Raw genomic sequence first — 12383 nt, 5'->3', positions numbered from 1 at the left:
CGGGGTGTGCATATTACGCTTTCCCGCTTCAGAGTCAAGCGTTTATTTTCGCTATTCTCTGCTGACCCGGCGGCGTGTGTGCCGTTGTTCCGTGTCAGTGGAGGCGCATTATAGGGAGTTATTCTGAAGTGACAAGCACAAAATACAAAAAACTTTTCGTTCGCTCACTTTTCAAACTTAACGCTTATTTAAGTCGCGAATCGCCCGTTAAATGTGCGATTTCCCGCGCAAAACTGGCTACCTGCGACCAGTCGGTATAAACCACTTCTTTACGCGTATCGGTTTCTCCCCCCGTCATCTTCATAATTAGACGGATCATAAAGCGGTCATACCAGCGGTAGCGAGGGTAGCGCAGCGCGCCGGCAAAAACGGCGCACAGGTCTGGCTGCCACGGCGAGCTGAGTAAAAACTTGCGCGTGTAGCTGTTGGTCTGTGGCGTGCGCTTCTCCGCTTTACGCGCAACCAGATTGACCGAGTAAAACGCGCCTGGCATTTTGTTGAGTACTGCCGTGTGCTTTTTCACAAAGCGATCCAGCGCCGGATGGAAATGCCCGTAACGAATAGATGCACCAATCACCACGCGGTCGTAATCCTGCCAGGCAATCTGTTCCGCACGGTTCAGGTTCACCACATCCGAGTAAATACCCAACTCTTTTAATTCCGATGCAAGGTATGCGGCAATCTCACGCGTTTGTCCGTCTCGCGTAGAGAAAAGAATCAATGTTTTCATCAACGGCTCCTTACTCGCGCCAGAATGTAGGGGTGAACAGCACCAGCAGCGTAAAGACCTCAAGACGACCAAACAGCATATTGGCGATGAGGATCCATTTCGCGACCGGGTTCATACTGGCAAAGTTATCCGCCACCACGCCCAGGCCAGGCCCGAGGTTATTCAATGTTGCGACGACGGACGCAAAGGCGGAGAAATCATCCACTCCCGTCGCGATAATCGCCAGCATACTGACGATAAAGACCAGCGCATACGCCGAGAAGAATCCCCACACCGCTTCGAGGATACGTTCCGGCAGCGCGCGGTTCCCCAGCTTAATGCTGTAGACCGCATTGGGGTGGACCAGACGCTTCAGCTCACGGTTGCCCTGCTTGAACAGCAGCAGAATACGGATCACCTTCAGACCACCGCCCGTCGACCCCGCACAGCCGCCGATAAACGCGGAACAGAGCAGAAGCACCGGCAGGAACAGCGGCCAACGGGCGATGCTGTCCGTGGTAAACCCGGCGGTCGTCGCCATCGACACCACCTGGAAGAAGGCCTGGTTTAGCGTGGTCAACGCGGAGTTATAGACATCATGGAACCACAGCACCAGCGTACAAATGATCACCAGCGTCAACTGGACACCAATGAACATGCGGAACTCAGGGTCACGCCAGTACACCTTCAGGCTGCGCCCGCTCAGTAAAGAGAAGTGCAGGCCGTAGTTACAGCCGGAGATCAGCAGGAAAATGGCAATGATAGTGTTAATCGTTGGGCTGTCGAAATAGCCCACGCTGGCATCGTGGGTGGAGAACCCGCCGATGGCAATCGTCGCAAAACTGTGTCCGATAGCATCAAACGCAGGCATCCCGGCAAACCATAGCGCCAGCGCACAGGCTACCGTCAGCAAGACATAAATCAGCCACAGGGTTTTCGCCGTCTCGGCAATACGCGGCCGCATCTTGTTATCTTTCAGCGGTCCTGGCATTTCGGCGCGATAGAGCTGCATCCCCCCGACGCCCAGAATCGGCAGGATGGCCACCGCCAGGACGATGATCCCCATACCGCCGAACCACTGCAGCATCTGGCGATAAAAGAGAATCGCGTGCGGCAGCGAATCCAGCCCCACCAGCGTCGTGGCCCCGGTCGTCGTTAAGCCGGAGAAGGATTCAAAGAAGGCATCCGTGATGCTCAGGTTAGGCTGTTCAGAGAAGATAAAGGGCAGCGAACCGACGCTCCCCAGCACCGTCCAGAACAGGACCACAATCAGAAAGCCTTCGCGAGATTTCAGCTCACCTTTCTGACGACGGTTCGGCCACCACAGCAGGGAGCCGATCGCCAGCGCGACAAAGAAGGTCTGGGTAAATGCCCGCCCCGCCCCGTCCCGGTAGATAAGCGCCACCAGTCCAGGGATAATCATCGTCCCGGAAAAGAGTATGACCAGCAGTCCAACGATTCGGGTTATGGCACGAAAATGCATCTCTGCCGCTTCCTTTGGTATTCAAAAGTGAGGTGGGGATTATTCTTCAATCGGCAGCAATTGCAACGAACCACGACTAAAATCAGCCAGTTTTGCTGAAAAAGCAGCCAGTTCCGCCTGAGGAAGCGCCACGCGTAATTGCACCATCGCCTGATATTCACTGTATGCGATGACACCGTTAAACTGCCTCAGCAGCGCTTCAATACCCGAGAGCTGGGCGTAATCGCATAACAAAGTATATTCGGTGAGAGGCGTTTTGCGGGTGGTCTTCAGGGTATTCAGTGCCTGCTGAACGCCGCCGCCATACGCTTTTACCAGCCCACCCGTACCTAACAGGATGCCGCCGTAGTAGCGCACCACCACGGCGGTAATTTCACCCACGCCGCTACCCATCAGCTGCGAGAGCATGGGTTTACCGGCCGTGCCCGCCGGTTCACCGTCATCGGAAAACCCCAGCTGCTGCGAATCGTCCGGCGGCCCTGCTACCCACGCCACGCAGTGGTGACGGGCGTCAGGATGCTCAGCCCGGACGGACTCGACAAACGCTTTTGCCGCCTCTACGCCGTCGGTATGCGCCAGCAGCGTAATAAAGCGGCTTTTCTTGATTTCCTCAACAAAGGTGACCGGTTCAGCCGGTATCAGCCAGCTTTCCATCAGGCCAGCTTCAGGTCTCGCGTCATATTCTCGATACCGTTTTCGTGAATCACCACGTTATCTTCGATACGAATGCCGCCAAACGGCTTCAGCGCGTCAATTTTTGCCCAGTTGAAGTGCTTGCTGAACTGGCCTTCACGCCACGGCGCCAGCAGGGATTCGATAAAGTAGATCCCCGGTTCAATCGTCAACACCATGCGCGGCTCCAGAATACGGGTGCAGCGCAGGTAAGGATATTTAGACGGTGCCGCCAGGTGCGTACCGGTATCATCCTGCATAAAGCCCGCAACGTCGTGCACCTGCAGGCCCAGCGGGTGGCCGATACCGTGCGGCATAAATGGCCCGGTCAGATCGTTCTCGACCATCGCCTCTTCGCTCATGTCTTTCACAATCTGATGCTTACGCAGCAGTTTAGCAATGCGCTGATGGAACTGGATGTGGTAGTCCACATAGCTGGTTCCCGCCTTCATGGTGCCAATCAGCGCCAGCTGTTCATCGTTCACATCTTTGATCAGCTGTGCAAAATCGGTATCCGCATTTGCCGCCCAGGTACGGGTCAGATCGGCCGCGTAGCCGTTGTACTCTGCCCCTGCGTCCAGCAGGAAGCTGCGCATTTCTGAAGGAACCTGGTGATCCAGTTTGGTGTAGTGCAGGACGGACGCGTGCTCGTTGAGCGCGACAATGTTGCTGTACGGCACGTCGGTATCACGATGACCGGTGGCGGTCAGGTACGCCTGGTTGATGTCGAACTCGCTCATGCCGGACTGGAAGGCTTCATGCGCCGCACGGTGACCGTTTACCGCGGTCTTTTGCGCTTCACGCATGCAGTAAAGTTCGTAGTCGGTTTTATACGCGCGGTAATAGTGGAGGTAATCCAGCACCCCTTTCGGGTTGAGTTTATCTGCCGCAATATCCAGGCTTAATGCACGCTCCGGAACAGGGCCAATATAAGCGATGTTGCCACGCGCGGCAGGCAGCTGGCCGCCAATGCCGTCCGCTTTTGGCAGCGCAATGACCTCAATTTCTTCCGTCCAGAAAGAGGTCGGCAGCGGCACAACGTTGTGCCAGTAATCGACCGGCAGGTAGAACCACAGTTTCGGCTTGTTCACACCATCCACCAGCAGCCAGCAGTTGGGAACCTGCGTCACCGGCACCCAGGCCTTAAACTGTGGGTTCACCTTAAACGGATAAGCGTGGTCATCCAGAAAGGTATTCATCAGCTCGCCGGAGTGGATCAGCAGCGCATCCAGCTTAAAGCGGGCCAGTACATCGCGGGTACGTTCCTGTAGGGTAACGATATGATTTTTATAAAGCGAAGCCAGTGAGTCCATCATTATTCCTTTCGTTTTTTGACCTCAAGTCATCGCATCTTAGCACACCTCACTCCGCCTGCGTGATTTCCACCGACCGTGATCAATGCAGCAATTTCTTAATGAGTAATTTGCATTTTATTAACATAAATCCCACACTCCGACTCATCTGGTATGACCAGATCCACTTGCTGGATTCAGGAGACTGACATGCTCTACAAAGGCGACACCCTGTACCTCAACTGGCTGGAAGATGGCATTGCCGAACTCGTGTTCGATGCCCCCGGCTCAGTCAATAAGCTCGATACCGCGACGGTGGCCAGTCTTGGCCAGGCGCTGGATGTTCTGGAAAAACAAACTGAATTAAAAGGGCTGCTGCTGCGCTCGAACAAAGCGGCCTTTATCGTCGGTGCCGATATCACCGAATTCCTTTCGCTCTTCCTGGTGCCGGAAGAACAGCTGAGCCAGTGGCTGCACTTTGCCAATAGCGTCTTTAATCGTCTGGAAGATCTGCCTGTCCCGACCATTTCCGCCGTTAACGGCTACGCGCTGGGCGGCGGCTGTGAGTGCGTGCTGGCGACCGACTACCGCCTGGCGACGCCGGATCTGCGCATCGGCCTGCCGGAAACCAAGCTGGGCATTATGCCGGGCTTTGGCGGCTCCGTCCGTATGCCGCGCATGCTGGGCGCCGACAGCGCGCTGGAGATCATTGCCGCGGGTAAAGACGTCAGCGCAGAACAGGCGCAGAAAATTGGCCTGGTCGACGGCGTTGTAAAACCTGAGAAGCTTGTTGAAGGCGCACTCGCCATTCTGCGTCAGGCCATTAACGGCGAGCTCGACTGGAAGGCCAAACGCCAGCCGAAGCTGGAACCGTTAAAACTCAGCAAGATTGAAGCCACCATGAGCTTCACCATCGCCAAAGGCATGGTGATGCAGACGGCGGGTAAACACTACCCGGCGCCGATCGCGGCGGTGAAAACCATCGAAGCGGCTGCCCGTTTCGGGCGCGATGAAGCGCTAAAGCTCGAAAATCAGAGCTTTGTCCCGCTGGCGCACACCAATGAAGCGCGCGCGCTGGTCGGTATCTTCCTGAACGATCAGTTCGTGAAAGGCAAAGCCAAACAGCTGACCAAAAACGTTGAGACGCCAAAACATGCGGCGGTACTCGGCGCGGGCATTATGGGTGGCGGCATCGCCTACCAGTCTGCCTGGAAAGGCGTGCCGGTAGTGATGAAAGACATCAACGAGAAATCCCTGACGCTGGGCATGACCGAAGCGGCCAAGCTGCTGAATAAACAGCTGGAACGCGGAAAAATTGACGGACTGAAGCTCGCAGGCGTGATCTCCACCATTCAGCCCGTGCTGGAATACAGCGGTTTCGATCGTGTCGACGTGGTGGTCGAAGCCGTTGTCGAGAATCCGAAAGTGAAAAAAGCGGTGCTGGCGGAAACGGAAGACAAGGTTCGCCCGGATACCGTGCTGGCCTCTAACACCTCCACCATTCCAATCAGCGAACTGGCGAGCGTGCTGAAGCGTCCGGAAAACTTCTGCGGTATGCACTTCTTCAACCCGGTACACCGTATGCCGCTGGTCGAAGTGATCCGCGGGGAAAAAACCTCTGACGACACCATCGCTAAAGTGGTGGCATGGGCCAGCAAGATGGGCAAAACGCCGATCGTCGTTAACGACTGCCCGGGCTTCTTCGTCAACCGCGTGCTGTTCCCTTACTTCGCCGGTTTTAGCCAGCTGCTGCGCGACGGCGCGGACTTCCGCAAAATCGACAAAGTGATGGAAAAACAGTTCGGCTGGCCGATGGGCCCGGCGTATCTGCTGGACGTTGTGGGCATTGATACCGCCCACCACGCCCAGGCGGTGATGGCGGCAGGTTTCCCGCAGCGCATGCAGAAAGACTATCGCGACGCCATTGACGCGCTGTTCGACGCTAACCGCTTCGGTCAGAAAAACGGCCTGGGCTTCTGGCGCTATAAAGAAGACAGCAAAGGCAAACCGAAGAAAGAAGAAGATCCGGCGGTGGATGGCCTGCTGGCCGACGTCAGTCAGCCAAAACGCGACTTCACCGACGATGAAATCATCGCCCGGATGATGATCCCGATGATTAACGAAGTGGTGCGTTGCCTCGAAGAAGGCATTATCGCCAGCCCGGCAGAAGCCGACATGGCGCTGGTGTATGGCCTCGGCTTCCCTCCGTTCCACGGCGGCGCGTTCCGCTGGCTGGACACGCTCGGCAGCGCACGCTATCTCGATATGGCCCAGCAGTATCAGCACCTCGGCCCGCTGTATGAGGTGCCGGAAGGGCTGCGTAACAAAGCGCGCCATAACGAACCCTACTATCCCGCAGTTGAGCCAGCCCGTCCGGTTGGCGAGCTGAAAACGGCTTAAGGAGTCACAATGGAAAAGGTTGTCATTGTTGATGCGATTCGCACCCCGATGGGCCGTTCAAAAGGCGGCGCGTTCCGTAACGTGCGTGCGGAAGACCTCTCCGCGCACCTGATGCGTAGCCTGCTGGCGCGTAACCCGGCGCTGGATCCGGCTGCGCTGGACGATATCTACTGGGGCTGCGTGCAGCAGACCCTGGAGCAGGGCTTCAACATCGCCCGCAACGCGTCGCTGCTGGCGGAGATCCCGCATTCGGTTCCGGCCGTCACCGTCAACCGCCTGTGCGGTTCGTCAATGCAGGCGCTGCACGACGCGGCCCGCATGATCATGACCGGCGATGCGCAGGCTTGCCTGGTGGGCGGCGTCGAGCACATGGGTCACGTCCCGATGAGCCACGGGGTCGATTTCCACCCTGGGATGAGCCGCAACGTGGCGAAAGCGGCGGGGATGATGGGCCTGACCGCCGAGATGCTCTCCCGCCTGCACGGCATCAGCCGCGAAATGCAGGATGCCTTTGCCGCGCGCTCTCACGCTCGCGCCTGGGCCGCCACGCAGTCCGGTGCCTTTAAGAACGAGATCATCCCGACCGGCGGCCACGATGCAGACGGCGTTCTGAAGCAGTTCAGCTACGATGAAGTCATTCGCCCGGAAACCACCGTCGAAGCGCTTTCCACCCTGCGTCCGGCGTTTGACCCCGTCACCGGTACGGTCACGGCAGGGACCTCGTCGGCGCTGTCCGACGGCGCCGCCGCGATGCTGGTGATGAGCGAAAGTCGCGCCCGCGAGCTGGGGTTAACGCCTCGCGCCCGCGTGCGTTCGATGGCGGTCGTGGGCTGCGATCCGTCGATCATGGGCTACGGCCCGGTTCCGGCTTCAAAACTGGCGCTGAAAAAAGCGGGCTTAACCGCCAGCGACATCGATCTGTTTGAGATGAACGAAGCGTTCGCCGCGCAGATCCTGCCGTGCATTAAAGATCTGGGGCTGATGGAGCAGATCGACGAGAAGATTAACCTCAACGGCGGCGCGATCGCCCTCGGACACCCGCTGGGCTGTTCCGGGGCGCGTATCAGCACGACGCTGATCAACCTGATGGAACGCAAAGATGCCCAGTTTGGTCTGGCAACGATGTGTATCGGTCTGGGTCAGGGTATCGCGACGGTGTTTGAGAGAGTGTAAGGCTATAACGTAGGCCCGATAAGCATCGCGCCATCGGGCTTTTGCCGGGAGGCGCTGCGCTTTCCCGGCCTACGAGAGGTACCTCGCCGCCAGTCGTGTCACTGGCGAAGAGAGACAGTTTAGTTGCCGTTCTTCCCGCCTGTCAGGGGCGGGTTTTTTATTTAAATGAAGGCAAACGCATCGCCAAAGAGGCGGTCTTCACGCGCATCACGTTCGTTACAGAACAGATCGCGGGCGATTTTCGCCATCTCGAAACGCCCTGCAATATAGATGTCATGTCCTGCCAGCGTACCGTGATCCTGCAGCACTGCCGTCAGTACCGTACCGCTACGCCCGCGCCAGCCCTCTTCCGGCTGCTCAACCACCGGCTCAATGCGCAGGTTAGGATGGGTGACGCTCAGCGCTTCGAGTTCGGACAGGTCATACAGGTGTTTCTCTTCACGGCCACCCCAGTAGATGGTGATATCACGGTCCGGGTTACGCGCCAGGGCAGTCAGCAGAATGGAGCGCACGTAGGAGAAACCTGTACCACCGGCAATCAGGATCAGCGGACGGTCTTCGTCATCACGTAACCATGCCTCGCCGTGCGGAATATCCACCACGATCTCGCGCTCTTTCAGAATGCGGTCCATGACGGCCATCGCATACAGGTTAAGCTCTGACGCACCAATATGAAGCTCAATAAATTCCTGCTCCGCTGGCGTTGAGGCCATAGAGAAAGGACGCTTATCACGCTCATCCATCACGACCATCAGATACTGACCCGCGCGGAAAGAGAATGGCGCTTCTGGCACTAAACGGACGCGATATACGGTGTCGGTGATGGCATCTACCGAGGTCACTTTACAGCTTAAGGTTGTCATTCGCTCTCTCTGTCGGGAAGTCTATAGGGCTTAACGGTCAGCTCAGGGTTTACCGTTATTCATTATGGCCAGTTCGTCCCAGATCGCATCAATGCGCGCGGTCACAGCAGGATCTTTTTTGATCGGGCGACCCCATTCACGATCGGTTTCGCCAGGCCATTTATTTGTGGCATCCAGTCCCATTTTTGAGCCAAGGCCGGAAACCGGCGAGGCAAAATCCAGGTAATCTATCGGCGTGTTTTCGACTAACACCGTATCGCGCGCCGGGTCCATTCGCGTGGTAATAGCCCAGATTACGTCATTCCAGTCGCGGGCGTTAACGTCATCATCGCAGACAATAACAAATTTGGTATACATAAACTGGCGCAGGAAAGACCACACGCCCATCATCACGCGTTTCGCGTGACCAGGATACTGCTTCTTCATCGTGACCACTGCCAGGCGATACGAGCATCCTTCAGGCGGCAGATAAAAATCAACAATTTCCGGGAACTGCTTTTGCAGGATCGGCACAAACACTTCATTCAGCGCCACGCCCAGTACTGCCGGTTCATCCGGTGGACGCCCGGTATACGTGGAGTGATAAATCGCATCTTCACGCTGCGTAATGTGCGTCACGGTAAACACCGGGAAATTATCCACTTCGTTGTAATAGCCGGTGTGGTCGCCGTAAGGGCCTTCTGGCGCCAGTTCACCCTGCTCAATGTAACCTTCCAGCACAATTTCTGCACTGGCCGGAACTTCGAGATCGTTTGAGATACACTTCACGACTTCCGTTTTCGTTCCGCGCAGCAGGCCTGCAAAGGCATATTCCGAGAGCGTATCCGGTACGGGCGTGACGGCCCCGAGAATGGTGGCCGGATCGGCGCCGAGCGCGACAGACACCGGGAAACGTTCACCCGGACGCGCAGCACACCACTCCTGAAAATCGAGCGCGCCGCCGCGATGCGACAGCCAGCGCATGATGAGCTTATTCTTGCCAATCAACTGCTGGCGGTAAATACCAAGATTCTGGCGCTCTTTGTGCGGACCGCGCGTGACGGTCAGTCCCCAGGTGATCAGCGGCGCGGCATCTTCCGGCCAGCACTGCATGATAGGGATTTTAGTCAAATCAACCGCATCGCCTTCCAGCACCTTCTGCTGGCAGGGCGCGCCGCGCAGGCGTTTGGTGGGCATGTTCAGCACCTGCTTAAACTGCGGCAGCTTGTCGAACAGATCGCGGAAGCCTTTCGGCGGCTCCGGCTCTTTCAGGAAGGCCAGCAGCTTACCGACTTCGCGCAGGGCCGTGACGTCTTCCTGCCCCATCCCCAGTGCGACGCGACGCGGTGTGCCAAACAGGTTGCACAGCACCGGCATGGCGTACCCTTTCGGATTTTCAAACAGTAATGCGGGGCCACCGGCACGCAGGGTGCGGTCAGCAATTTCTGTCATCTCCAGATAAGGATCGACAGGAAGTGTTATACGTTTGAGTTCACCCTGCTTTTCCAGCAGCGTCAGGAAGTCGCGGAGATCTTGGTATTTCATGCAGTTAATCATGGCCTCTCTGTAAGCGCTTCATTATACGGCGTAAGACTGCTTGATGCTGTAATTTTGTTAAATTAGCGTGAAGTTATGCGTTCTGTCCCATTTTCGCCCATTATAATCAACTTAGCGATCCCGCCAGGGTTTTGATATGCTTGCGCCCCGAACTAAGGGAAAGAGTGATTATGCAGGCCTGGTATTTACTGTATTGCAAACGCGGGCAACTTCAGCGCGCGCAGGAACATCTTGAACGTCAGTCAGTTAATTGCCTGACGCCCGTGATCACGCTTGAAAAAATGCAGCGCGGGAAGCGCACAACCGTTAGCGAGCCGTTGTTCCCAAACTACCTGTTCGTGGAGTTCGATCCGGAGGTGATCCACACCACCACCATCAGCGCCACGCGCGGCGTCAGCCATTTTGTTCGCTTCGGCGTCCACCCCGCGACGGTTCCCTCATCGGTCATCCACCAGCTGTCGATTTATCAGCAGCCCGAAGACCTTACCGACCCGGAAACGCCCTACACGGGCGATAGCGTCGTGATTACCGAAGGGGCTTTCGAAGGCCTTCAGGCGATTTTTGCCGAGCCGGACGGAGAAGCGCGCTCTATGCTGTTGCTTAATCTGCTGAACAAGCAGGTGCTGCAGAGCGTTAAAAACACCGACTTCCGCAAACTTTAAACGTTTATCCCAAACAGATTACGCACGTTGTCATCCGTCTGTGCGGAAAGCCAGTGCGGATCCTCTCCGCGCCACGTCGCGACGCGCTCAACTATGTGCCCCAGATAAGCGGGCTCATTGCGTCGCGATGCCGGTTTGGGTTGCATATCGCGCGGGAGCAGATAGGGCGCATCCGTTTCAAGGAGCAACCGGTCAGCCGGGATCGCGGGTAGCAGCTCCCGAAGCTCAAGCCCGCGGCGCTCATCGCAAACCCAGCCGGTAATCCCCAGATAAAGCCCGCGCTCCAGGCACTCCAGCGCCTCCTGCCGTGAGCCGGTAAAACAGTGCAGCACCGCGCCGGGCAGTTTCTCGAGCCACGGATCCAGCAGAGTCAGGAAACGCTCATGCGCGTCGCGGCAGTGCATAAATACGGGCATTTCAAGCTCTGCCGCCACCGCAAGCTGAGCAGTGAACGCCTTTTCCTGCTCTTCAGGCGTGGAAAAGTTACGGTTGAAATCGAGGCCGCATTCGCCAATCGCTACCACTTCTGGTGTCTTCGCCAGCCTGCGTAGGGTTTCCCCGCTTTCCGGGGTCCACTGGCTGCTGTCGTGAGGATGCACGCCAGCGGTAGACCAACAGCGTTCGTAGCGTTGCGCCAGCTGCTGTGCCTGCTCGCTCTCATGCAGGTTGGTGCCCGTCAGCAGCAGCCCTTTCACCCCAGCGGCAAACGCGCGCGCAACCACCTCATCGCGATCTTTCGCAAACTGCGAGCTGGTCAGGTTGAGTCCGATATCAAACATGCGAATCCCCATATAACAACCGCCCTGACGGGCGGCTGGTTTTACTCTTCAGTGGTCTTATCGGACGTATCGTCTTCGTCATCCGACCGACGCCCTTTACCCACGTAGAACCGTGAGAAGAAGACGCCGACCTCAAACAGGCAGTACATCGGTATGGCCAGCAGCGTCTGGGAGAATACATCCGGCGGGGTCAACAGCATGCCGACAACGAAGGCGCCGACCAGGATATACGGACGCTTCTTACGCAGGTCATCCGGTGTGGTTACCCCTACCCAGCAGAGCAGCACAATGGCCACCGGCACTTCGAATGCCACCCCAAACGCCATAAACAGCGCCATCACAAAGCTAAGATAGCTGGCGATATCCGTCGACACCTGGACGCCTTCCGGCGCGGTATGCGTCAGGAAGCCGAAGGCCAGCGGGAAGACAACGAAATAGGCAAACGCCATGCCGATATAGAACAGCAGCGAACTGGATACCAGCAGCGGAATGACCAGCTTGCGTTCGTGCTTATACAGTGCCGGCGCCACAAAGGCCCACACCTGGTACAGAATGACGGGCGCAGAGGCAATCAACGACACCCAAAAGGTCAGCTTGATGGGGGTAAAGAACGGAGAAGCAACGTCTGTTGCAATCATCGTTGCGCCCAGCGGCATCTGCTTGATCAGCGGCGCAGAAACCACCTGGTAGATATCGTTGGCGAAATAGACCAGGCATAGAAAAATAACGAGAACCGCAATAATGCAGTTTAACAGACGCTTACGCAGCTCTATGAGGTGCGTAATCAGCGGTTGAGTATCATCTACAGCCATGT

At 56.9% G+C, this 12383-nt stretch carries 11 protein-coding genes; 3 read left to right on the top strand and 8 right to left on the bottom strand.

Annotated features, from left to right (window positions below; translation table 11 throughout):
- Window positions 1-184: 184 nt before the first annotated feature.
- Genes hemG through pepQ form a run of 4 tightly spaced genes read right to left on the bottom strand, consistent with a single transcriptional unit; the run spans window position 185 to window position 4177 of the window.
- Entirely contained in the window at window positions 185-730 is a 546-nt protein-coding gene (gene hemG, locus LLF79_RS23200) for a menaquinone-dependent protoporphyrinogen IX dehydrogenase (protein WP_008501510.1), read from the bottom strand.
- A gap of 10 nt (window positions 731-740) precedes the next feature.
- Window positions 741-2192, bottom strand: coding sequence for a Trk system potassium transporter TrkH (gene trkH, locus LLF79_RS23195; RefSeq protein ID WP_008501511.1), 1452 nt, complete (start codon window positions 2190-2192; stop codon window positions 741-743).
- Window positions 2193-2231: 39 nt separating this feature from the next.
- Window positions 2232-2846: an IMPACT family protein gene (locus tag LLF79_RS23190; RefSeq protein WP_227880494.1), complete on the bottom strand. Its 615-nt coding sequence runs from the start codon at window positions 2844-2846 to the stop codon at window positions 2232-2234.
- Window positions 2846-4177 (bottom strand): Xaa-Pro dipeptidase, encoded by a 1332-nt coding sequence (pepQ, locus tag LLF79_RS23185; protein ID WP_206805334.1) that lies wholly within the window; start codon window positions 4175-4177, stop codon window positions 2846-2848. The genes LLF79_RS23190 and pepQ overlap by 1 nt, the downstream gene beginning before the upstream one ends.
- A gap of 189 nt (window positions 4178-4366) precedes the next feature.
- Between pepQ and fadB the strand changes: the two genes are divergently transcribed.
- Window positions 4367-6556: a fatty acid oxidation complex subunit alpha FadB gene (fadB, locus tag LLF79_RS23180; protein WP_048962298.1), complete on the top strand. Its 2190-nt coding sequence runs from the start codon at window positions 4367-4369 to the stop codon at window positions 6554-6556.
- A 9-nt stretch (window positions 6557-6565) separates the two neighbouring features.
- Window positions 6566-7729: an acetyl-CoA C-acyltransferase FadA gene (gene fadA / locus LLF79_RS23175; protein ID WP_008501515.1), complete on the top strand. Its 1164-nt coding sequence runs from the start codon at window positions 6566-6568 to the stop codon at window positions 7727-7729.
- Between the two features lie 161 nt (window positions 7730-7890).
- On the opposite strand, the gene fre is transcribed toward fadA, so the two are convergent.
- Window positions 7891-8592 (bottom strand): NAD(P)H-flavin reductase, encoded by a 702-nt coding sequence (fre, locus tag LLF79_RS23170; RefSeq protein WP_032675626.1) that lies wholly within the window; start codon window positions 8590-8592, stop codon window positions 7891-7893.
- A 42-nt stretch (window positions 8593-8634) separates the two neighbouring features.
- Window positions 8635-10128 (bottom strand): 4-hydroxy-3-polyprenylbenzoate decarboxylase, encoded by a 1494-nt coding sequence (gene ubiD / locus LLF79_RS23165; RefSeq protein WP_206805313.1) that lies wholly within the window; start codon window positions 10126-10128, stop codon window positions 8635-8637.
- 170 nt (window positions 10129-10298) lie between these two features.
- Between ubiD and rfaH the strand changes: the two genes are divergently transcribed.
- Window positions 10299-10790: a transcription/translation regulatory transformer protein RfaH gene (gene rfaH, locus LLF79_RS23160; RefSeq protein ID WP_206805314.1), complete on the top strand. Its 492-nt coding sequence runs from the start codon at window positions 10299-10301 to the stop codon at window positions 10788-10790.
- On the opposite strand, the gene tatD is transcribed toward rfaH, so the two are convergent.
- Together tatD and tatC are read right to left on the bottom strand one after the other, a co-directional pair.
- Complete coding sequence (gene tatD, locus LLF79_RS23155) at window positions 10787-11569, bottom strand: 3'-5' ssDNA/RNA exonuclease TatD (protein WP_023293559.1); 783 nt, start codon at window positions 11567-11569, stop codon at window positions 10787-10789. The genes rfaH and tatD overlap by 4 nt on opposite strands.
- A gap of 41 nt (window positions 11570-11610) precedes the next feature.
- Window positions 11611-12381: a Sec-independent protein translocase subunit TatC gene (tatC, locus tag LLF79_RS23150; protein ID WP_008501520.1), complete on the bottom strand. Its 771-nt coding sequence runs from the start codon at window positions 12379-12381 to the stop codon at window positions 11611-11613.
- Between the last annotated feature and the right edge of the window lie 2 nt (window positions 12382-12383).

This window comes from Enterobacter cloacae complex sp. 2021EL-01169, from assembly GCF_020733125.1.
Taxonomy (GTDB): Bacteria; Pseudomonadota; Gammaproteobacteria; order Enterobacterales; family Enterobacteriaceae; genus Enterobacter; species Enterobacter roggenkampii.
The sequence above is the reverse complement of the archived record's forward strand: the minus strand, read 5'-3'. Positions and strand labels throughout refer to the sequence as shown.

Bases quoted from the DNA above. Each gene is read 5' to 3' on its own strand.
- hemG (WP_008501510.1), bottom strand. From the start codon at position 730: ATGAAAACATTGATTCTTTTCTCTACGCGAGACGGACAAACGCGTGAG.
- trkH (WP_008501511.1), bottom strand. From the start codon at position 2,192: ATGCATTTTCGTGCCATAACCCGAATCGTTGGACTGCTGGTCATACTC.
- LLF79_RS23190 (WP_227880494.1), bottom strand. From the start codon at position 2,846: ATGGAAAGCTGGCTGATACCGGCTGAACCGGTCACCTTTGTTGAGGAA.
- pepQ (WP_206805334.1), bottom strand. From the start codon at position 4,177: ATGGACTCACTGGCTTCGCTTTATAAAAATCATATCGTTACCCTACAG.
- fadB (WP_048962298.1), top strand. From the start codon at position 4,367: ATGCTCTACAAAGGCGACACCCTGTACCTCAACTGGCTGGAAGATGGC.
- fadA (WP_008501515.1), top strand. From the start codon at position 6,566: ATGGAAAAGGTTGTCATTGTTGATGCGATTCGCACCCCGATGGGCCGT.
- fre (WP_032675626.1), bottom strand. From the start codon at position 8,592: ATGACAACCTTAAGCTGTAAAGTGACCTCGGTAGATGCCATCACCGAC.
- ubiD (WP_206805313.1), bottom strand. From the start codon at position 10,128: ATGATTAACTGCATGAAATACCAAGATCTCCGCGACTTCCTGACGCTG.
- rfaH (WP_206805314.1), top strand. From the start codon at position 10,299: ATGCAGGCCTGGTATTTACTGTATTGCAAACGCGGGCAACTTCAGCGC.
- tatD (WP_023293559.1), bottom strand. From the start codon at position 11,569: ATGTTTGATATCGGACTCAACCTGACCAGCTCGCAGTTTGCGAAAGAT.
- tatC (WP_008501520.1), bottom strand. From the start codon at position 12,381: ATGGCTGTAGATGATACTCAACCGCTGATTACGCACCTCATAGAGCTG.